General features: G+C 67.0%; 22 protein-coding genes, 1 tRNA gene and 1 pseudogene. 9 read left to right on the forward strand and 15 right to left on the reverse strand.

Annotated elements, in window-relative coordinates; translation table 11 throughout:
* Positions 1-130 precede the first annotated feature (130 nt).
* Positions 131-1,465 (reverse strand): glycine zipper 2TM domain-containing protein, encoded by a 1,335-nt coding sequence (locus G7B69_RS11460; RefSeq protein ID WP_166179339.1) that lies wholly within the window; start codon positions 1,463-1,465, stop codon positions 131-133.
* A 302-nt stretch (positions 1,466-1,767) separates the two neighbouring features.
* Between G7B69_RS11460 and G7B69_RS11465 the strand changes: the two genes are divergently transcribed.
* Entirely contained in the window at positions 1,768-1,971 is a 204-nt protein-coding gene (locus G7B69_RS11465) for a hypothetical protein (RefSeq protein ID WP_166179341.1), read from the forward strand.
* 195 nt (positions 1,972-2,166) lie between these two features.
* Here the strand turns inward: G7B69_RS11465 and rplA are convergent, their stop codons facing one another.
* The 6 genes from rplA to G7B69_RS11495 form a co-directional block, all read right to left on the reverse strand.
* Positions 2,167-2,865, reverse strand: a complete 699-nt coding sequence (gene rplA, locus G7B69_RS11470; RefSeq protein ID WP_166179343.1) for a 50S ribosomal protein L1 — start codon at positions 2,863-2,865, stop codon at positions 2,167-2,169.
* Positions 2,866-2,868: 3 nt separating this feature from the next.
* Positions 2,869-3,300 carry a 50S ribosomal protein L11 gene (rplK, locus tag G7B69_RS11475; RefSeq protein WP_166179346.1) on the reverse strand — a complete coding sequence of 144 codons (432 nt, stop codon included), beginning with the start codon at positions 3,298-3,300 and terminating at the stop codon, positions 2,869-2,871.
* Between the two features lie 154 nt (positions 3,301-3,454).
* Complete coding sequence (nusG, locus tag G7B69_RS11480) at positions 3,455-3,991, reverse strand: transcription termination/antitermination protein NusG (protein WP_166179348.1); 537 nt, start codon at positions 3,989-3,991, stop codon at positions 3,455-3,457.
* Between the two features lie 38 nt (positions 3,992-4,029).
* A complete protein-coding gene (gene secE, locus G7B69_RS11485; RefSeq protein WP_166179350.1) occupies positions 4,030-4,224 on the reverse strand; it encodes a preprotein translocase subunit SecE in 195 nt (64 codons plus the stop codon).
* A 211-nt stretch (positions 4,225-4,435) separates the two neighbouring features.
* On the reverse strand, positions 4,436-4,585 hold the full coding sequence (locus G7B69_RS11490) for a hypothetical protein (protein WP_166179352.1): 150 nt from the start codon (positions 4,583-4,585) through the stop codon (positions 4,436-4,438).
* A gap of 197 nt (positions 4,586-4,782) precedes the next feature.
* Positions 4,783-4,858, reverse strand: a tRNA-Trp gene (locus G7B69_RS11495).
* 78 nt (positions 4,859-4,936) lie between these two features.
* Between G7B69_RS11495 and aat the strand changes: the two genes are divergently transcribed.
* Positions 4,937-5,668 carry a leucyl/phenylalanyl-tRNA--protein transferase gene (gene aat, locus G7B69_RS11500; protein ID WP_166179354.1) on the forward strand — a complete coding sequence of 244 codons (732 nt, stop codon included), beginning with the start codon at positions 4,937-4,939 and terminating at the stop codon, positions 5,666-5,668.
* Positions 5,669-5,703: 35 nt separating this feature from the next.
* On the opposite strand, the pseudogene G7B69_RS16845 reads toward aat, so the two are convergent.
* The 4 genes and pseudogenes from G7B69_RS16845 to G7B69_RS11520 form a co-directional block, all read right to left on the reverse strand.
* A pseudogene (locus G7B69_RS16845) lies at positions 5,704-5,952 on the reverse strand (DUF2155 domain-containing protein); the annotation flags it as partial.
* A 155-nt stretch (positions 5,953-6,107) separates the two neighbouring features.
* Entirely contained in the window at positions 6,108-6,506 is a 399-nt protein-coding gene (locus G7B69_RS11510; protein ID WP_166179356.1) for an NADH:ubiquinone oxidoreductase subunit NDUFA12, read from the reverse strand.
* 44 nt (positions 6,507-6,550) lie between these two features.
* The gene (locus G7B69_RS11515; RefSeq protein ID WP_423717937.1) at positions 6,551-7,054 is read right to left on the reverse strand and encodes a DUF192 domain-containing protein; all 504 of its coding nucleotides are present in this window, start codon (positions 7,052-7,054) and stop codon (positions 6,551-6,553) included.
* Positions 7,054-7,626 carry a regulatory protein RecX gene (locus G7B69_RS11520; RefSeq protein WP_166179358.1) on the reverse strand — a complete coding sequence of 191 codons (573 nt, stop codon included), beginning with the start codon at positions 7,624-7,626 and terminating at the stop codon, positions 7,054-7,056. The genes G7B69_RS11515 and G7B69_RS11520 overlap by 1 nt, the downstream gene beginning before the upstream one ends.
* A gap of 144 nt (positions 7,627-7,770) precedes the next feature.
* On the opposite strand from G7B69_RS11520, the gene G7B69_RS11525 reads away from it, so the two are divergent.
* Positions 7,771-9,507 (forward strand): fatty acyl-AMP ligase, encoded by a 1,737-nt coding sequence (locus G7B69_RS11525; RefSeq protein WP_166179360.1) that lies wholly within the window; start codon positions 7,771-7,773, stop codon positions 9,505-9,507.
* Here the strand turns inward: G7B69_RS11525 and G7B69_RS11530 are convergent, their stop codons facing one another.
* The gene (locus tag G7B69_RS11530; protein ID WP_166179362.1) at positions 9,508-11,013 is read right to left on the reverse strand and encodes a DUF389 domain-containing protein; all 1,506 of its coding nucleotides are present in this window, start codon (positions 11,011-11,013) and stop codon (positions 9,508-9,510) included.
* Positions 11,014-11,149: 136 nt separating this feature from the next.
* On the opposite strand from G7B69_RS11530, the gene G7B69_RS11535 reads away from it, so the two are divergent.
* The 3 genes from G7B69_RS11535 to G7B69_RS11545 are packed head-to-tail and all read left to right on the forward strand — an operon-like array spanning position 11,150 to position 13,421.
* Positions 11,150-12,364 (forward strand): toxic anion resistance protein, encoded by a 1,215-nt coding sequence (locus G7B69_RS11535; protein ID WP_166179364.1) that lies wholly within the window; start codon positions 11,150-11,152, stop codon positions 12,362-12,364.
* Positions 12,364-13,110, forward strand: coding sequence for a hypothetical protein (locus G7B69_RS11540; protein WP_166179366.1), 747 nt, complete (start codon positions 12,364-12,366; stop codon positions 13,108-13,110). Before G7B69_RS11535 ends, G7B69_RS11540 begins: the two co-directional genes overlap by 1 nt.
* Positions 13,110-13,421 (forward strand): polyhydroxyalkanoic acid system family protein, encoded by a 312-nt coding sequence (locus G7B69_RS11545; protein ID WP_166179368.1) that lies wholly within the window; start codon positions 13,110-13,112, stop codon positions 13,419-13,421. Before G7B69_RS11540 ends, G7B69_RS11545 begins: the two co-directional genes overlap by 1 nt.
* Before the next feature lie 18 nt (positions 13,422-13,439).
* Here G7B69_RS11545 and G7B69_RS11550 read toward each other — a convergent pair whose 3' ends face one another.
* On the reverse strand, positions 13,440-13,892 hold the full coding sequence (locus G7B69_RS11550; protein ID WP_243415147.1) for a DUF2721 domain-containing protein: 453 nt from the start codon (positions 13,890-13,892) through the stop codon (positions 13,440-13,442).
* 113 nt (positions 13,893-14,005) lie between these two features.
* Between G7B69_RS11550 and G7B69_RS11555 the strand changes: the two genes are divergently transcribed.
* On the forward strand, positions 14,006-14,434 hold the full coding sequence (locus G7B69_RS11555) for a response regulator (RefSeq protein WP_166179370.1): 429 nt from the start codon (positions 14,006-14,008) through the stop codon (positions 14,432-14,434).
* Positions 14,435-14,443: 9 nt separating this feature from the next.
* On the opposite strand, the gene G7B69_RS11560 is transcribed toward G7B69_RS11555, so the two are convergent.
* Complete coding sequence (locus G7B69_RS11560; protein WP_166179372.1) at positions 14,444-15,478, reverse strand: mannose-1-phosphate guanylyltransferase; 1,035 nt, start codon at positions 15,476-15,478, stop codon at positions 14,444-14,446.
* A 176-nt stretch (positions 15,479-15,654) separates the two neighbouring features.
* Between G7B69_RS11560 and G7B69_RS11565 the strand changes: the two genes are divergently transcribed.
* On the forward strand, positions 15,655-17,595 hold the full coding sequence (locus G7B69_RS11565; RefSeq protein WP_166179374.1) for an outer membrane protein assembly factor BamB family protein: 1,941 nt from the start codon (positions 15,655-15,657) through the stop codon (positions 17,593-17,595).
* Positions 17,596-17,623: 28 nt separating this feature from the next.
* On the forward strand, positions 17,624-18,631 hold the full coding sequence (locus tag G7B69_RS11570; protein WP_166179376.1) for a VOC family protein: 1,008 nt from the start codon (positions 17,624-17,626) through the stop codon (positions 18,629-18,631).
* 63 nt (positions 18,632-18,694) lie between these two features.
* Here the strand turns inward: G7B69_RS11570 and G7B69_RS11575 are convergent, their stop codons facing one another.
* A complete protein-coding gene (locus G7B69_RS11575; RefSeq protein WP_207786006.1) occupies positions 18,695-19,126 on the reverse strand; it encodes a c-type cytochrome in 432 nt (143 codons plus the stop codon).
* Positions 19,127-19,169: the final 43 nt, after the last annotated feature.

Consider the following 19,169-nt stretch of genomic DNA (forward strand, 5'->3'; position numbering starts at 1 on the left):
CGCAGTGTGGTGGCGCAGCCGATCGTCGGCGACCGACAGTTCGAAGCCTGTTGTCGAAGACCGCGGCGCAAAAAGAAGAGCCGGCGGATCGCTCCGCCGGCTCCCTTGTCGTAACGTTCGTTCCGCAGCTTTACTGCGCGCTGATGCGCAGGCGCTGGTTCAGTCGGTCGATCCTGAGCTGCAGCGTCATTTCGTCGCGCGCCGACAGGTTGCCCTGACGGTCGTGGCGCATCCGCCGTTCGGCCGTGCGGATGAGCCTCAGCTCGCGCTGGGCGCCGGCAGCTTCGCGGTAGCTTAGCGTATGCTGGGCCTGCGCGCTGCGGACGTACTGGCCGAGGCCGGTGAGCTGCGACCGGATCGCGGGGCGGTCGTCCCCGTAGTTCCCGTTCGTCGCCAGACCGGTCGCGACCCAACGGCCGCGGCTGTCGTAGTAGCCCGAGGTTTCGCCCGCATGCCAGCGGCCGGCGGTGTCGTAGTAGCCGGGCTGGCGATCGGCGATCCACATGCCGTTGGCATCGCGATGGCCGAGAGCGGTTCCTTCGATCCAGCGGCCGCGCGCGTCGTAATGGCCGATGGTCACCCCTGCGACCCAGCGGCCGCGATCGTCGTAATGGCCGCTGGCGGTGCCGGCGGTCCAATCGCCGCGCTCGTCGTAATAGCCGTTGGACGAAGCCGGGATCCAGCGGTTCTGGCTGTCGTAGCGGCCGCTGGCCGAGCCATCCTCACGCTGGGGGACCCAGTTGCGGCGCTCGTCGTAATAGCCGTTCGGCGCGCCCGCGACCCAGGTGTTGTCGCGGTCGTAATAGCCCGTGGCCCGGCCCTGCGAGACCGACATGGCGTGCCACTGGCCCTGCGTGTCGTAATAGCCGTAGGCGTCGGCGCGGCGGGCCGGCTGCGTGCTGACGCTGATGGCGATCCAGCGGCCGCGATCGTCGTAACGGCCGTTGTCCGAGCCCTGCACCCAGGTATCGTCGCGGTTGTAGTAGCCGTTGGCGGAGGCCGGCACCCATTCGCCCTGCGAACGGTAGTCACCGTAATTGTCGCCCGAACCGCTGTTCATCAGCCAGGTGTTGTTATCGCCGTAACGGCCGTTCGGTCGGCCTTCGACCCACCCGCCGTCGCGGTCGTAATAGCCGCGGGCGTCGTTCGCGGCGACACCGGTGGCGTGCCAGCGGTTGGCCTGGTCGTAATAGCCGTAGGCGTCGCGGCACTCGCGGCCCGGCCTGGCGAGCTGGTTGCCGACGAGCGCGCCGGCGGCGGCGCCGATGATGGTGCCGAGGGTCTTGTCGCCGTGGCCGGCGACGACGTTGCCGAGAACGCCGCCAACTCCGGCACCTGCGACGGTGGCGACGACGCGGGTCGAGCTCTGCTGAGCGCAAGTGGCCTGCGAGCGCGATTGGGCGCTGGCGATGGACGGGACGAGAGTGACCGCGGCGATGCTCGCCGCGAAAAGAAATTTACGCATGGGGATAGGCTCCCGGAACCGGATGGCTCCTGCTTCCAAAAGCCCAAATGGCTTGTCGCGCCATTTGTTCCCATGCGAGCCGTATTATTATTAGAGTCAAGTTACGGGATTGGATATTTTTTATCTTTTTCAATCGTAAAAAAGTAGCGAGTCCCATCTTTATTTTTTACAGAACTTGGGCATTAAGAGTCAGCCCTTGAATCGCCGGCACTTTGTTCCCATTTGGGTGCTACCGGCGCCTGCAGACGTAAGCCCCGCCGGCTGAGAGACCCGCGCGCTCCCGCTTACCACGGAGTGCCATCATGACTCGCAAGCCCGTTTCCAAAGCGCCCGCCCAGGAGTGGGAAAACGAAGGCGGCAGCGTCAAGCCGACCGTTTCGCCCGAAGAGCTCGGCGTGACTCGTGTCCTGAGCGAGACATTCGTCGTCGGCGGATATTCGTACACCAACCTGGCGGACGCCGTCGCCCAGGGGCGACGGATGCAAAAGCAAGGTGTCGGACTGTGAGCCCGCGTGAGGCCGAGAAGCCCGCCTATTTCGCGGTGCTGGCCCCCCTGGCCGGCTTCGCGTTGCTGATCTGGTGGATGCTGGCGCGCTGATCGCGCGAAACGAAAAGGGCCGACGGATCGCTCCGCCGGCCCCTCTGGTGATTTCTTGCGAGTGAAGCGGCTCCGCGCTCAAGTAGCGCGGTAGCGCAGATAATTACGCCCCCTCCAGCTCCGCAGTATCGATCTTCAGGCCCGGGCCCATCGTCGAGGTCAGGGTGACCTTCTTGACGTACTTGCCCTTCGAACCGCTCGGCTTGGCCTTGACGATCGCCTGGGTCAGCGCCTCGAAGTTCTGCTTGAGCTGCGCTTCGGTGAAGCTGAGCTTGCCGATTCCCGAGTGGATGATGCCCTGCTTCTCGACGCGGAATTCGACCTGGCCGCCCTTGGCGTCCTTGACCGCCTGGGCGACATTCGGGGTCACCGTGCCGAGCTTGGGGTTCGGCATCAGGCCCTTGGGGCCGAGCACCTTACCGAGCCGGCCGACGACGCCCATCATGTCGGGCGTGGCGATGACGCGGTCGTAGTCGATGTTGCCGGCCTGCATGTCTTCCATCAGGTCCTCGGCGCCGACCTTGTCGGCCCCCGCCTTGAGCGCCTCGTCCGCCTTGTCGCCCTTGGCGAACACGGCGACCTTCATCTCCTTGCCGGTGCCGGCCGGGAGCGAGACCATGCCGCGGACCATCTGGTCGGCGTGACGCGGGTCGACGCCCAGGTTCATCGCCACCTCGACGGTCTCGTCGAACTTCTTGCTGGCCACTTCCTTGAGCGCCTTCAAGGCCTCGTCGATGCTGTAGAATGCCTCGGCATCGAACTTCTCGGCGAGCATCTTCGCCTTCTTGCTGAGCTTGGCCATCGGTTAGCCCTCCACCACTTCGAGGCCCATCGCGCGGGCGGAGCCTTCGATGATGCGGGTCGCCGCGTCGAGGTCGTTGGCGTTCAGGTCCTTCATCTTCATCTCGGCGATCTCGGTCAGCTTGCTGCGCTTGATCTTGCCGGCCGAGACCTTGCCCGGCTCCTTCGAGCCCGACTTGAGGTTGGCCGCCTTCTTGATCAGGTAGCTCGCCGGCGGGGTCTTGGTGACGAAGGTGAAGCTGCGGTCGGCGTAGACCGTGATCACCGTCGGGATCGGCATCGACTTTTCGAGATCCTGCGTGGCGGCGTTGAACGCTTTGCAGAATTCCATGATGTTGACGCCGCGCTGGCCCAGAGCCGGGCCGATGGGCGGGCTAGGGTTGGCGACGCCCGCGGGCACCTGGAGCTTGATGTAGCCCTCGATCTTCTTGGCCATGACTGGCCTCCTTTCTCACTGTTCCCCGGATCGAGTCCGGGGTCATGGTAAGCGGTACAAGCGGCAACCGGAGCTGCCTCCCGCGTGGATTTCCCGCTCCGAGGATCGGGAAGCGGCGCCCCTAGTCGAAAGCGCCGCGATTCACAAGCCGGGCCTATTTGACCAGCTCGACCTCTTCGAAGCCCAGCTCGACCGGCGTGGCGCGGCCGAAGATCGAGACCGAAACCTTGACCCGCTGCTTCTCGTAGTCGAGTTCCTCGACCACGCCGTTGAAGCTGGCGAAGGGCCCCGCGTTGACCTTGACCTGGTCGCCGATCTCGTAATCGACGTGGATCTCGCGCTTGGGCTCGGCCTTGGCCGCTTCGACGCCGCCGAAGTAGCGGGCGGCCTCGCGCTCGGAGATCGGCTGCGGCTTGGCGCCCGAGCCGAGGAAGCCGGTGACCTTGGGGGTGTTCTTGATCAGGTGGTAGACGTCGTCGGTCAGCCGCAGCTTGGCGAGCACGTAGCCGGGCATGAACTTGCGCTCGACCTGGACCTTTTTGCCGCGCTTGACCTCGGTCACCGTCTCGGTCGGCACTTCGACCTGCTCGACCGCTTCGCTAAGCCCCATGCGCTGGGCCTCGGCGATGATCGAATCGCGGACCTTGTTCTCGAACCCGGAATAGGCGTGAATGATGTACCAGCGAGCCATGTCAGTTGAGCTTTCCCGTGAATCCCTTGCGGCGCGCCTCAGGCGAGCTTGAGCAGCCAGTTGACGAGTGCGCCGAACAGCGAATCGACGCCGAGGAAGAACACCGCCAGGATCACCATCAGGATGGCGACGAAGATCGCCGTGGTCGTCGTTTCCTGGCGCGTCGGCCATACGACCTTGCGCATTTCCGCCTGCACCTGGCGGATGAATTCGCCGGGGTTCGCCTTGGCCATCGTTTATCCTGCCTGTTGCGTTCGTCTAACGTGCCTTCCGCCATGGGCTCAGCGCCGCCCCGGTCGACCTTGACCGGGAGGGGCGTCTAAACTCCGATGTCGGAAGCCGCGGCCCAGATAGCGACGGGGGCGCGGCAAGGCAAGGCTTCACGGGCAAGAGAAGGGGGGCCGACCCTGACAGCCAGCCCCCCGCCCTGACAAACCGTAATTCCTAGTGGCGCCCGAACAGACGAGCCAGCAGGCCCGGCTCTTCCATCGGCTGGATCGGCCCGTGCTTCATGAAGCGAAGCGACGCGTCCTGGTGAGGCCGGGGCTGGACCCAGCCATCGGGGCGACTGCTGTGGTAACTCAAGCTCGACATTGGCTGCTCCTCGAAGCAAATCCCATCTGCCGCGCTCAATGATCAGGGTGGCGGGGCGGTTCCTGCGTTAACCACCAATTTTGGGGGCCTGTGGCCTGGGGGCCGCAGTCGACGGCTTTCCGCCCAGCTCCAGGCCGGCCAGAGCGCAGCGCCGAAGCGATCGGCGAACGCGCCTGGCGCCCAGCAAAGAGGGGAAATGGCAGGGGTGACAGGATTCGAACCCGTGGCCCTCGGTTTTGGAGACCGATGCTCTACCAGCTGAGCTACACCCCTGCAGCGGCGCGGCCTTTAAGTCGGCCGATAGCTTATGGCAAGGCGCAGCCGTGGCGAATGTGCTATAGCCCGTAGGCCATGCACGCTCCCGCGCAGCCGACGATCCCGCCCGAAATGCTGCTGCTCGCCTATCGCAGCGGTATCTTCCCGATGGCCGACGGGCGCGAGGATCCGGAGATCTTCTACGTCGAGCCGCGCCGGCGCGCGATCCTGCCGCTCGACCGCTTCCGCTGCTCGCGCTCGCTGGCCAAGCTCCTGCGCCGGGACCGCTACCGGGTGACTTGCAACCAAGACTTCGCCGCGGTCATCGCCGCCTGCGCGGAGCCGCGGCCCGACCATCCGGAAACCTGGATCAGCCGCCGGATCGAAGCGAGCTACCGGGCAATGCACATGGCCGGATACGCCCATTCGATCGAAGTGTGGGACGGCGAGACCCTGGTGGGCGGCCTCTACGGCGTCGGCTTCGACGGGGTGTTCTGCGGCGAAAGCATGTTCAGCCGCGCCGACAACGCCTCGAAAGTCGCGGTCGCCTGGCTGGTCGCCGCGATGAGGCGGGCGCGGATGACGCTGCTCGACTGCCAGTTCATGACCGAGCACCTCGCCTCGCTCGGCGCGATCGAGATCGACCAGGAGGAATACTGCGAGCGGCTGGCGCGCGCTCAGGCGGCGGGCGGAGTCGGAGCGAGCGATGGGGCCGCGCTCGGCGACGGCGCTGCGCTGGGGCTGCCCGAAGGCTTCGCGCTGCTGGTCGGCGCGGGCGACTCCTCGCCCGGGAAGCTCATCGCGCAAGATTTGACCCACACGTCGTAGACCGGGTGCTCGACCACGTTGACGCTGGGTGCGTTCCTGAACAGCCAGCCGGAGAAGATCTTGTGCCAGGCGAGCGGGCTGCTGACGTCGGGCCGTTCCTGCACATAGACCTGGACGAAAGCGCCTTCCTCGGGATCGTACTCCCACGGCGCGGTCTTTTCGCAGGCCTCGAGCTTGACGACGACGTTGCCGATCCGGCGCGATTCGCCGGGCTTCATCTTGAGGTCCCGCGAAATGTTGTTGCGCTTGTTGAGCAGGCCGAGCGTGGCCACGCGGTCCTTCATCGGCGTGCCGAGCGAGCTGCCCGCCTGGGCGACCGGCCCCGAGTTCCGGGTGAACTGTTTCGGGACCTCGGTCTCGACCGGTTTGGGCTTGGGCGGCTCGTTGTTGCAGGCGGCGAGCGCCAGGGCGAGCGGCAAGAGCGCGAGGGCCCGCACGATCAAGAGTCCGGTGTCCAGGCTTCGTAGTCGCCGGTCGCCGCCGCGCGCCGCCCGCCGCGTTCCAGCGCACCCTGCGGGCGATAGGCGGCCGCCGTGCCGGTGACGTTCGGGGTGTGCTCGGTTTCCCAGATCTTCGCCGGCGGCAGGTGGCTTTCGGGAAGCTCGTCGTACGAATGGTGCAGCCACCCGTGCCACTCCGGCGGGACGCGGCTCGAATCGTTGGCGCCGTTGTAGATCACCCAGCGCTTTTGGCGGCCGTCGGGCGTCTTGACGTTCGAGCGGTAGTACTTGTTGCCCTGCGCGTCAGTGCCGACCTGCTCGCCCTTGAGCGCGCTGAACAGCGCGGTGCCGACGGTCGCGCCGTCCCACCAGGTGAAGATCTTCGAGAGGATTCCCATGGCGGGCCGTTAGCGGTTGATGTGGGGCGGAGGCAAGCGGGCGATCACCAGCTGACGCGCGCTCCGGGCATGATGCCGAGCTGCGCGGCGCGCCCGCCGTTCAATTCGAGAACGGCGATCGCCGGGCCGGACGAAGGGATCGGGTCGAGCGAATAAGGCACCGCGTTGGCGGCGATGTTGCTGATCAGGTGATCGGGCCCGATGAACACGATGTCGAGCGGGATGACCGTGTTCTTCATCCAGAAGCTGCGCGGCTCGGGCATGTCGCTCGGGAACAGCATGCCTTCGTCCGGGCCCATCGCGGTGCGGAACATCAGGCCCTTCTGCTGCTGCTCCAAGGTGGCCGCCACCTCGACGCGGAAGGCGTGCGACTTGCCGTTCTGGCTGATCGTGAGCGGAATCACCTCAAGCCCCGAGAGCGGATGCCTGGCCGGCGTGGCGGCGGCCGTCGGCGCGGGGGCGGCCGTTTGCGAGGAGCAGGCGGCGCTGCAGGCCAGCGCCAAGAGGGCAATCGGCAGGCATAGCCTTGGGGACCAGCGCATCGGCATCAAAGCTCCTCATCGTCATCGGCCTCGGCTGCCCATTGCTCGGCCTCGGCGGCGCTCGCCGCATCGACGATTTGCCGCGCGTTGTCGAGGGGGTGGCCGGCGCGCAACATTGCCGCGATCTGCTTTTCGCGCAACGGCTTGTCGAGCGCTTCGCTCCCGAATGGGCCGAAGCGACGGCGGCGCGCGAGCGCCAGCGCGGCACGGCGCGTCTCCCCCTCAGCCGGGCGCACCCTCTCGCGCAGTTCTTCGGCAATGCCCGCCTCGCCGAGCGCCTGGCGCACGCGCCGCTGTCCGTAGCCGCGGCGGAGCAGGCTGCCCGAGCGCGCGCGGGCGAACGCCTCGTCGTCGATGTAGCCCAATTCGACGTATCGCTCGACCAGTGCGCCGACTTGCGGCTCGCTCTCGCCGTCCCACCCGCGTTCGCGCAATTTGCGCCGCAGGTAGCGCTCGAGCTTGGCCGCGGACGTGGAAAATCGCGCGACATAGGCCAGCGCCAGGTCCCCCAGGCGCGCGGAATCGAGCGGTTTTGGCGTCCTGTCGCGCCGCCTTGAACGGGAACTTGTGTCGCTCATCGGCCTTATTCGTGCCACACTCCGCCTCGAAGGGAAAAGGCCGTGTCGGGGGTAGGGGAGGTTTTCGGCCACTCATGCCCCGTTCACCCGCCGCGCAGGAAGCGCGCGACAGGACATAACAGAACGGGTATTTGCGCGCACTCTATGGATAACGACGCCGCTTTGACGCCGACGCCGAACCTTTGCGCGCTTCCGCGCCGATTTTCGGATTTCGCCACGTTCGGCGAAGCGCTCGACTATGCCGCCGAGGGCGCTCGCGGGCTCAATTTCCACGATCCGCGGGGCAATCTCACCCGCGTCTACCCATTTGCCGAACTGCGGCAGGATGCGCTGGCGATGGCGCGACGGCTGGTTGCGGCCGGCGCGAAGCCGGGCGATCGCATCGCGCTCGTCGCCCAGACGGGCCCGGAGTTCGCCGCCTTGTTCTGCGGCGCGGTCTACGCCGGCGCCTGGCCGGTGCCGCTGCCGCTGCCGACCAGCTTCGGCGGCAAGGAAAGCTACATCGAGCAGCTCGCGGTACAGCTCGAAAGCTCCGACCCGGCGCTGCTGCTCTATCCCGAAGAGATCGCCGAAATGGCCCATGCCGCCGCCGAGCGGCAGGGCTGCGGCGGCGCGAGCTTCGAGGAGTTCGCGGACCGTCCGGCAGCCAATGGGCCGCTGCCGACGCAGAACCCCGACGACATCTGTTATCTGCAGTACTCGAGCGGCTCGACCCGCTTCCCGCACGGCGTCGCCGTCACCCACCGGGCGCTGCTCAACAACCTGCGCGGGCACGGCATCGGCATGAAGCTGGTCGACAATGACCGCTGCGTCAGCTGGCTGCCGTGGTACCACGACATGGGCCTGGTCGGTTGCCTGCTCTCGCCGATCGCCAACCAGGTCTCGACCGATTACCTGCGCACCGAGGACTTCGCCCGCCGCCCGCTGGCCTGGCTCGACCTGATCAGCCGCAACGAGGGCACCACGCTCTCCTATTCGCCCACCTTCGGCTACGACATCTGCGCCCGGCGCATCTCGAGCCAGTCGGCCGTCGCCGAGCGCTTCGATCTTTCGCGGTGGCGGCTCGCCGGCAACGGCGCCGACATGATCCGCCCCGACGTGATGCAGAGCTTCGTCAACGCCTTCGCCGCGGCGGGCTTCAAGGCCAATTCCTTCGTCCCGAGCTACGGCCTCGCCGAGGCGACGCTGGCGGTCACGCTGATGCCGCCGGGCGAAGGGATCAGCGTCGAACTGGTCGAGGAAGAGCGCCTGTCGGGCTCTCCGCGCGATCTCAGCCGCCCGGCGCGCTATCGGGCAATCGTCAACTGCGGCAAGCCGGTGCTCGACATGGCTGTCGAGATCCGCGGCGAGGACGGCACCGCGCGCGGCGATCACATGATCGGCAAGGTCTGGTGCAAGGGCCCGAGCGTCATGCACTCGTATTATCGCGACCCGGAGGCGACCGCGGCGTGCCTGGTCGACGGCTGGCTCGACACCGGCGACATGGGTTACATGGCCAACGGCTACCTGTTCATCGTCGGCCGGGCGAAGGACATGATCATCATCAACGGCAAGAACCACTGGCCGCAGGACATCGAGTGGGCCGTCGAGCAGCTGCCCGGCTTCCACCAGGGCGACATCGCCGCCTTCAGCGTGGAGACCGAGAACGGCGAGGAAGTGCCCGCGGTGCTGGTCCATTGCCGCGTGTCCGATCCCGAGGAGCGCGTGCGTCTCCATGACCAGATTCGCGAAAAGGTCCGCTCGATCACCGGCATGAACTGCCTCGTCGAACTGGTCCCGCCGCGCACCTTGCCACGCACCAGTTCGGGCAAGCTCAGCCGCGCCAAGGCGAAGAAGCTTTACCTGTCGGGCGAGATCGAGCCGTTCAAGCTCGCCGCCTGATCAGGCGTCCGCCGTCCCCCAGGCGGCGATGACCGCACCGCCGCCGCCGGGCTTCTTGCGCACGGCGACCCCCTGCTTTTGCAGCGCAGTGGCAACGAAGTCGACGTCGTCGGCCGGACCGCTGAGGATGATCGGCACCGGCACGCGCTGGCCGGCCCAGGCGATCAGGTCGAGCGCCTCCGTGCCCTCATCCGTCGGCTTGCCGTCGGCAAACGCGACGCTGGGCAACGGCCGGGCGGGCGGGCGCAGACGGATCGTCCATTCGGGCTCGCCCGCCAAAATGCGGCTCTCTAGCTCGCGGTAGGCCGCGAGGCTGGCGCCATCGAGCGGGTGCGCAGCGACCGTCGCGGTACGCCGTTCGCGGTCTACCAAGACGTCGTCGGGGCCGACCCCGGCGATCAGCGCCAGGCGGTCGGCCAGCGTGTCCGCGTGGGCAAGGTCGGCCTGCTCCTTTTCGCGGGCACGGTTGAGCTGCGCCTGTTCGGCCGCGAGCGCGCTGGTGCCTACCTGGTACTGGGTAAGCGCAATCCGCACCGGCCGGCCGAGATTGCGCTCAAGCGTTCGCGTGATGACTTGTTCGGCACCGGGCCGCAGTTGCGGCGTGAGCACGGTTGCCGAGATCTGGATCGGATCTGCATGAAGCTCGGGCTCGATCTGCGACAGGCGCGCGCGCTTGTCGAAGGCATCGAGCACGGCCGCATTGATTTGCCGGGTGGCGTTCGCTTCCCAGGCGATCTGTCGCAGGGCCATCCCGAGCGGCACCGCGAGCGCGACGAAGGCGGCCACGATCAGCGTCGTCTGCAAGCGCGTCTGGTGCGGCGACAGGCTGGTGCGGAAGCCATAGAGCCGGGCCATGATCGCCGCGGTCAGCGCGATCGTCATCAGGTTGGTGAAGAACAGCAGCAACGAGCCCGAGAAGACCGTCCAGTTGAACGTCGCCAGCCCGAAGCCGACCACCGCCAGTGGCGGCATCAGCGCGGTGGCGATGGCGACCCCGACGATCGTCCCTTCGCGGCCGCGGATCATCGCGTAGGCGCCGGCGAGCGCCGAAAACAGCGCCACGCCGAGGTCGAACAGATTTGGCCGCGTGCGCGAGGCGATTTCAGGCGTGACCGTCTGCAACGGCGAGAACAGGACGATCAGAGCGCAAAACGCAACCGAGATCAGGGTACCGACGACGAGCGAGCGGGTCGCCTGCTTCATCCACGCGAAGTCGCCGGTTGCCAGGGCAAAACCGAGCCCGATGATCGGCCCCATCAGCGGCGACAGCAGCATCGCCCCGATCACCACCGCGGGCGATGAGAGAAGCAGGCCGAGAATGGCGATCCCGGCGCTCATCGTCAGCATGAACAGGTAGCGCGCCGACAGGTCGCATTCCTCGCGCCGGCCGTTGATCACCTCTGCCTGGTTGACCGTGCCAACCACCGAGCGGGCCCACCAGTGGCGCGCGGTGGCGACGACGTCCCTGAAGTGGTGCGGGGCTTGCTCGGGCGGGACAGTATCCATCGCGGCGGGCTTAACGACTGCCTGCGATGCGCAAAAGAACTTTGTCCCTGCCTCGCCAGCCGCCATACTGCTGGCGCTTGAACAACGTGTCTTGCGTCACTAATACAGTGACGAAGCGACGGGAGTTGACGATCCGATGGCCGATACCGCACCGACTACCGCGACCAAGAGCGCGACCGACCTCAACCTGACTCCGCCCGATCCGGTGCCGACGGTCGCCCCGGAAAAGGCCGCGGGCCTGGTCCCGGTCGATGCCGAGAAGCGGAGCAAGCTCGAGGAAAAGGTCGACGGATTCATCAACGAGCTCGTCGCGCTCGACGCCAATTCGCCCGAATTCGGCAAGAAGGTCGACCAGATCACCAACATGGGGCGCAAGGAAATCGCCCAGACCTCGGCGATGTCGAATCGCTTCCTCGACCGGCCGATCCGGGCGATGGACAAGGACAGCGGCGTCGGCGCCAACCTCGCCGAGCTGCGCAGGACGGTCGAGGAGCTCGATCCAGGCAAGAAGGGCAAGCTCTCGACCGGGCGCAAGATCCTCGGAATCATCCCCTTCGGCAACTCGCTCAAGCGCTATTTCGAAAGCTATCAGACCGCCCAGGGCCACATCCAGTCGGTCCTCGGCCACCTCGCCAGCGGCAAGGACGAGCTGCTGATGGACAACGCCGCGATCGACGTCGAGCGCCAGAAGCTGTGGGAGGCGATGGGCAATCTCGAGCAGATGGTGGTCATCGCCAAGACGCTCGACCAGAAGCTCGAGGACACCGCCGCCGACCTTGACGCGACCGACCCCGCGAAAGCCAAGGCGATCCGCGAGACCGCGCTGTTCTACGTCCGCCAGCGGACCCAGGACCTGCTGACCCAGATGGCTGTGAGCGTGCAGGGCTACCTGGCGCTCGACCTGGTCAAGAAGAACAACGTCGAGCTGGTCAAGGGCGTCGACCGCGCCAGCACCACCACCGTGGCCGCGCTGCGTACCGCCGTGACGGTCGCCCAGGCGATGACCAACCAGCGGCTCGTGCTGCAGCAGGTCACCGCGCTCAACCAGACGACGTCGGACATGATCGATTCGACCGGCAAGCTGCTGCGCGAACAGACCGCGAAGATTCACGAGCAGGCCGCCTCGAGCACGATCCCGCTCGAGACGCTGCAGCGGGCGTTCCAGAACATCTACGACACCATGGACGAGGTCGACACCTTCAAGGTCAAGGCGCTCGAGAACATGAAGCAGACGGTCGAGACGCTCGGCCAGGAGGTCGAGAAGTCGAAGGGCTACATCGCCCGCGCCGAAGGGCAGAACAAGGCGCTGGCCTCGGCCAATGAGCCTTCGCTGCTGAGCCTGGAGGGCTGATGGCCGGGGAAGCGCGGAACCACGACCTGATCCTGGCCGAAGCGCGGCGCTCGCTCGCCGACCAGCGCGCAGGCGGGCGGCGGCGGCAGGCGCCGATCGGGCGCGGCTCGGCGGAGTTGCGCCAGCGCAACCTGATGATGCGCATCAAGCTGATCGGCGGTTCGCTGCTGGCGATCGTCGCCGCGGCGATGGTCACCGGCATCCTCATCAACGGGATCGGCTTCACCGGGATCATGGTCGCGTTCCTCGCGGTGGTCGCGTGCACCTTCCTGTTCTCGAACTTCCCCAAGGTGCGGGTGCCGAAACGCGCCGACCTCAACACCGGCGACGTGCGCCATATGGTTGCGCGCACCGAGCTGTGGCTCGAAAGCCAGCGGCCGGCGCTGCCGCCGCCGGCGGTGACGCTGGTCGACAAGATCGGCACCCAGCTCGACGCACTCGGGCTGCAGCTCGAGACCGTCGACCCCGGCCACCCGGCGGCACAGGAGACGCGCAAGCTGGTCGGCGAGACACTGCCCGGGATGGTCGAGGCCTATCGGCGCATCCCCGCGCAACTGCGCCGCGAGAAGCGCGCCGGGTCGAGCCCCGACGAGCAGATCGTCGAAAGCCTCGGCAAGATCAGCACGGAGATCGACCAGGTTACGCGGCAGCTCGCCGCCGGCGCGCTCGACGACCTCGCGGTGCGCACGCGCTACCTCGACTACAAGTATGGCGACGCCGACGAGCCCGCCCCGGAGAACCGTTGATGCGTGTCGAAATCCCCCACAACCTCGACAAGGCGACCACTCGCCAGCGCTTGCGCGCGAACAGCCACAAGATCGCCGATCAGTTCCCCGGCGGCATGGCCCAGGTCGAGACCAGCTGGCCGAACGAGGACACCATGGCGATGCACGTGCGCGCGATGGGTCAGGAACTGAGCGGGCAGATCGAGATCGAGGAGGGCAAGATCGTCTTCAACATGACGCTGCCACCGGCCTTGTCGTTCATCGAACCGATCGTCGCCGGCGCCCTCAGGCAGCAAGGCCCCAAGTTGATCGCCGGCCCGTCGGGAAACTAGGCCCAGGATCGGGGCCGGCTACAGCTTTCGCTCCAGCTCGAGATAAGTCTCGGGAATGCGCAGCGCCGCCGTCGCCTCGCGCGTTTCGCGCAGGAACAGCAGCAGTGCGCCGATCAACAGCGCCAGCGACGCCACGAAGGTAATCGAGACGAGCGGCTTGAGATCGACCCCGGCCATATCCTCGACGAACAGCAGCACGACCGTCACCCCCACGCACAAGCCGGCCGTCACGAGCAGCAGGAAGGCCCGGCCGATCAGGTGGATGCGGCGCGCCACCAGGCGGATTTCGCGGACGACCGCGTCATGCTCCGGTCCCGAGGTTTCCGGGTGCATCGTCTGGAGCACGCGCGAACGGTCGACGATGCGGGCGAGCCGGCTCGAGAGGATGTTCATAATATTGCCGATCGCCACGAGCATGAACACCGGCGTCAGCGCGAGCTGAATTGTCTGGACGATCAGCGGCTTGTCCATCGCTCTTTTTATCTCCGCGCGGAACCATCTGTCCCGTTAACCAGTTGCACGACCAACGACCCTGCGCGATAGGCGCATCGGGGTCGCGTCGCAATCTGGGGACCGGAGGGGCGATGCACGCAGATTTGCAGTCAGGCGAAGGATTCGAGGCCGTGCCGGGCACCGCGATAGAGCGCGGAGTCGATCGCGTGCTGCTGGTCGAGGACAGCATGCTGATCGCTCTCGACGCCGAGGACGCGCTGGTGGCTTGCGGCGTGGGCACGGTCGTGGTGGTGGGAAATGTCGCCGCGGCGCTGGCGGCAATGGCTGACGCACTTCCCGATTTCGCCCTGCTCGACCACAATCTCGGGGATGAGACGAGCGAGCCGGTCGCTCGCGCGCTGGCAGAAGCGGGCGTGCCTTATTGCTTTGCCTCCGGCTACGGAGACGCGCTCGAGCGGACCTCGGTCGAGCCGCCCTACGGCGTGCTCAAGAAGCCCTATTCGCAAAAGGATCTGTCCGCAGTGCTGGCGCGGGTCGAGGCCGACAGGGCCGGCCAATAGACCGCGATCCTATTGTTTCGCCGCTCCCTCGAGCTTGCCGACCTTCTGCGCCCCCTCCATCGTCGTCACCAGCACTTCGTCGCCATCGACGATTATCGCCACGTCGGAGAGGCCGATCACCGAAATGCGCGGGCCGTCGCTGTCGACGAACACCCCGGTGCAGTCGACCAGTTCGGCGCGGCCGCGGACCGAATTGCCGTCGCGGTCGCGATCGGTCGCGGCCCGCAGCGCGGCCCAGCTGCCGATGTCCGACCAGCCCATCGAGGCGGGGACCATCGCCGCGCGGTCGGTCTCTTCCATCACCGCATAATCGACCGACTCCGGCTCGATCGCCGCGAACGCTCCGGCGTCGGGGTGGAAGCGGTTGCCGTCCTGCTGCCCGTTCTCGACGGACTCGCGCGCCGCAGCGGCCAGCGCCGGACGGTGCCCGGCCAGCTCGGCGAGGAATTGTCCGGCGCGGAACGCGAAGATGCCCCCGTTCCAGCTGTAGCCGCCGTCGGCGAGGAACGCCTGCGCGGTCGCCAAATCGGGCTTTTCGACAAATCGCTCCACGCGATAGCCACCCTCGAGCGGCGCGCCACGCTTGATGTAGCCGTAGCCCGTCTCCGGCGCGCTGGCGGTGATCCCGAAGGCGACCAGCCAGTCTTCCTCGGCGAGCTTCGCGGCGGCGGCGGCGGCCGCGCGGAACGCCTGCTCGTCGGCGATGTGGTGATCGCTCGGGCAGACGAGCATGACCGCGTCCGCGGGCAGCCGGGCAGCCGCGAGCGCGATCGCCGCGGCGGTGTTCTTCGCCTCGGGCTCGACGATCACGGTGGCGCCGGGCGCGGCCTTCGATTGCTCGTCGACGTGCTGCAGATGGGCGGTGCCGGTGACGATCACCGGAGGCGCGAACTGCTCCGAATCGCCGCAGCGGCCAAGCGTGGCCTCGAACATCGTCCGCTCGCCGACCAGCGGCAGGAACGGCTTGGGCTTGGTCTTGCGGCTGCGCGGCCACAGCCGGGTGCCGCTGCCGCCACAAAGGATCACGGGGACGATCTTGTTCATGCATGCTCCGTCGGAGATTCGCTGGAAAGTGCCCTAACGCCTAAAACGCCTTCGGTTCCAGCAGTTGGTTCGCGGCGCACAAGATTGTTTATTCAGTGAACGGTTTTCGACGTGAACGATCTTGCCCGCCGCCGGACGGCCCGCTAGCCTTGCCGGCCGTTCGGAGGGAGAGATTCATGCATCGCCGGCTTGCCACGATCCTGACTGCCCTGGCGCTGCCAGCCGCGGCGCTGGCGCAATCCGGCGACACGCCGGCGGGCGACTGGACAAGCTACGCTCGTGACCTCTCGGGCGACCGCTATTCGCCGCTGACGCAGATCGACACCCGGAACGTCAAGCAGCTGCAGCCCGCGTGGAGTTTCCGCCTCCGCCCCGACGGCGGCGCGGCGGTGCTCGGCGGGACGGTGCCGATCGTCATCGATTCCGTGATGTACTTCCCCGTCGGCAACGCGGTCGTCGCGCTCGAGGCCGACAGCGGCAAGGAGCTCTGGCGCCATCCGGTCAAGGGCCTGGTCCGCCGCGCCGTCAGCTACTGGCCCGGCGACGGCAGCATGGGTCCGCGGATCTTCTATTCGACCGGTTCGGAGATCACCGCGCTGAACCCGAAGACCGGCGAGGTCGACACCAGCTACGCGGAAGACGGTGTCTCGAAGATCGACGGGACGCCTTACCCCTACCCGCCTTCGGTCTACCACAACGTCCTCGTCGTCGGCGCCGCAACGGCCGAGATGCCGCACGGTCCCTCGGGCGACAGCCGCGCCTACGACGCGCGCACCGGCAAGAAGCTGTGGCAGTTCCACACCGTGCCGCAGCCCGGCGAAGTCGGCCACGAGACCTGGCTCGATGACGGCTGGAAGGGCCGCTCGGGCACCAACATGTGGGTGTGGTACACCACCGCCGACCCGAAGACCGACACGATCTACATGACCATCGGTGGCCCCAGCCCGAACTACTACGGCGGCGACCGCCCGGGCGCGAACCTGTTCGGCAATTCGATCGTCGCGGTCGATGCCAATACCGGCAAGTACAAGTGGCACTTCCAGACGATCCACCACGACTTGTGGGACTGGGACCTGCCCGCGCCGCCGGTGCTGTTCGACGTGCACAAGGACGGCAAGACCATACCTGCGCTCGCAGAGACGGGTAAGCCGGGCTTCATGTACATCCTCAACCGCGAAACGGGCGAGCCGGTGTTCGGCGTCGTCGAGCGTCCGGTCGCTTCCGGAGACGTGCCCGGCGAATGGTACTCGCCGACCCAGCCGGTGCCGGTGAAGCCCGAGCAATTGAATCGCGGGTTCTGGAGCCCGGACGATATCGTCACCGCCAAGGACACCACGCCAGAGCACGTCGCGGCGTGCCACGCCTTGCTCGATAGCTACGGCGGCACCTTCTACAACGCCGGCAGCTTCACCCCGTTCTTCATGAAGAAGGAGGTGAACGGCAAGCCGTTCTCGTCGATCAACATGCCGCACAACGGCGGCTCGGTGTGGGGCGGCAGCGCGGCCGACCCGACCAAGGGGGTCGTCTACGTCAACACCAGCGAGGGCGGGTCGATCGGCTGGATCGAGAAGCGCGTGCCGGGCGCCAATTACGGGCGCGGGGCGGAGGAATCCGACCAGCCTTACGATCGCGGAAGCCTGATCGGCCCGGGCGCCTATTCCGGCTTCATGGCCAGCTTCACCACGGCTGATGGCAGGAAGGCCACGCTGCCGTGCTTCAAGCCGCCGTGGGGCCGGTTGATCGCGGTCGACGGCAACACCGGCGATATCCTCTGGGCCAGCCGCCTCGGCATCAGCGAGGACCTGCCCAAGGGCAAGCAGGAGACCGGCGCCAACAATGGTTCGGGCGGGCCGATCGTCACCGCCGGCGGCCTGGTGTTCATCGGCGCGACCTCCGACCGCTACTTCCGCGCCTTCGATGCGAAAAACGGCAAGATCCTCTGGCAGAAGCAGCTCGACTACGCGCCGCTGACGATACCGGTCAGCTACCAGGGCAAGGACGGACGGCAGTACGTCGCCGTGATGGCCGCGGGCTCGAGCCTTGCGCCGTCGAGCCGGACCCCCGAGGGTAAGCCCGCCAACAACGAATCGCTGATCGCCTTCGCGCTGCCGAAGTGATTGGGCCGAAGTGAGTGGAGAGACTGGAATGGGACGCATTGCCATTGGCCTGCTCGGCGCTGCGACGCTTGCGACGGGCGCCTGCGCAGCCGCGCAGCAGACGCCGCCGCCGGGGCGGATCACCACGCCCGAAGGCGCGGTGATGAGCAGCGCCAGCGACCTCGCCTACAAGCCCGGCCAGCTGACGCAAGAACAGCTGATGAGCTCGACCGGGGACTTGTTCACCGGCCCCGCGGCGAATGTGTTCCGCCGCTATCCGCGCGACAAGACGGAAGCGATGGTCAAGTTCTATACGGGCGCGCTGGCACTCAAGTCGCTCAGCCCGATCCAGCTGACCGCCACCCAGCAGATGCTGCTCACCGGCGTCGGCCACGGGCAGGTCAAGCTCTCCGCCGGGCAGCAGGGCAACCGCAAGTACGACCTCGAAGGCGGCTATGCCGGCGGCACCGGCATCCGCTTCTTCGCTTTCCACTACCCCGACGAAGCGGTGGTCAAGCAGCGCTTCAGGGAGGCGGGGTTTCCGGAACCCGAATTCGCCGCTCGCCCGGATGGCTGGAGACAGGCGCTGGTCAAGGATCCCGGCGGCTTCGACATCGTGATCCTGGTCCACAAGGATGCCAAGGACCATTCCGACGACGGGGTCGGCGTGGGCATTAACGTCTCCGACCTCGAACGGAGCCGCGCCTTTTATCGCGACTTCGTCGGCCTCAAGGAATTGCCGCCGATAAAGGCCTCGCTGCTCGGAACGACGCTCTATCCGTTCGAGCGCGGCGAGACGACGCTGATGCTCTACCACCTCGGTGACAACAAGCATCCCGACAACGGCAGCGCCGGCATCCAGTACGTCGTCAGCGATTCGCCCCTGGCCGACGCGAAGGCCAAGGCGCGGCACATCGCTGTCGAAACCCCGCTCAACAAGCTCGCCGGGTTCGACCTGATCACCGTCTGGCTCAACGATCCCGACGGGGTGACCAACTACTACGCACAGGTCGGCCCCAACAGCCGCACCGCCAGGGCGGCCGCAGCGGGGAACTGAGGCCAAGCAAAAGGCCCTCCCCGGCAAACCGGAAAGGGCCTCCTGGTGATCGCTTGAAAAGACTTAGTGGTTCTGCTGCTCGCTCGTCGACGCGGCGGCGACGGCCGGAGCGTCCTTGTGGTTCACCGCGACGATGTAGTCGGCCAGCTTGGCGATGTCGGCCTCGTCGATCTGCCCGCCGAAGCTCGGCATCGGGCCCTGCCCGTTGGTGACCCGATTGACGATGAAATCGTGCGTCAGCTTGGGGTTGTCGAGGCTCGGCCCGACCGCGCCCGACGAGCCGGCGTCCGTCAACGTGTGGCAGGCGCTGCACGACCAGGTGTTGAACAGTTCGCGCCCCGCTTCGACGGCGGCGGACGGCTTGGCGTCCTCGGCGTGGGCCTGGGTGGCGAAGCTGCCGATGCCCGCGGCAAGGCCGCCGACCAGCGCCAGCGCGCCGAGCGCGGGGGTGAAGACCGCCCGACGGGATTTGCCCCCAAGTACTCTCTGGCCCACTGCGTTCGCTCCGTTCGTTGATTCTGTCCGTTCTGGCCGCGCG

It is taken from the genome of Croceibacterium segetis, assembly GCF_011320115.1.
Classification (GTDB): Bacteria; Pseudomonadota; Alphaproteobacteria; order Sphingomonadales; family Sphingomonadaceae; genus Croceibacterium_B; species Croceibacterium_B segetis.